The sequence below is a fragment of the Klebsiella sp. HN106 genome, from assembly GCF_051209435.1.
In the GTDB taxonomy this organism is placed as follows: Bacteria; Pseudomonadota; Gammaproteobacteria; order Enterobacterales; family Enterobacteriaceae; genus Klebsiella; species Klebsiella oxytoca.
In genome coordinates this window covers 1-302 of sequence record NZ_JBLURD010000217.1, presented here as the reverse complement: position 1 = coordinate 302, position 302 = coordinate 1, and the positions used below count along the sequence as shown (strand labels likewise).

The following is a 302-nucleotide window of genomic DNA, read 5'->3' as shown; positions in this document are numbered from 1 at the left end:
CAACCCACACCGAATTTGAACGCTATTACCAGCAGGTACGCTCGCGGCAAAAGCGCGATGCCGTCTGCTGGTCGCTGCTGCTGCTGGCGCTCTATTTTGCCGCCGGCAGCGCCGCGGAATTTAATCTGCTGACTATCTGGCACTCGCTGCCCCATTTCTTTGACTATATGGCAGAGACCATTCCGCCCCTGAGCGCTGGCAACCTGTTCGCCGATGTGCAGACCAAAGGGTCGCTGGCCTGGTGGGGCTATCGCCTGCCGATCCAGCTGCCGCTGATCTGGGAAACCCTGCAGCTGGCGCTG

Annotated in this window: 1 pseudogene; it reads left to right on the top strand. The window is 60.6% G+C overall.

Annotation, left to right across the window (positions count from 1 at the left end):
* Positions 1-302, top strand: a pseudogene (locus ACSIPU_RS30995) (phosphonate ABC transporter, permease protein PhnE); the annotation flags it as partial.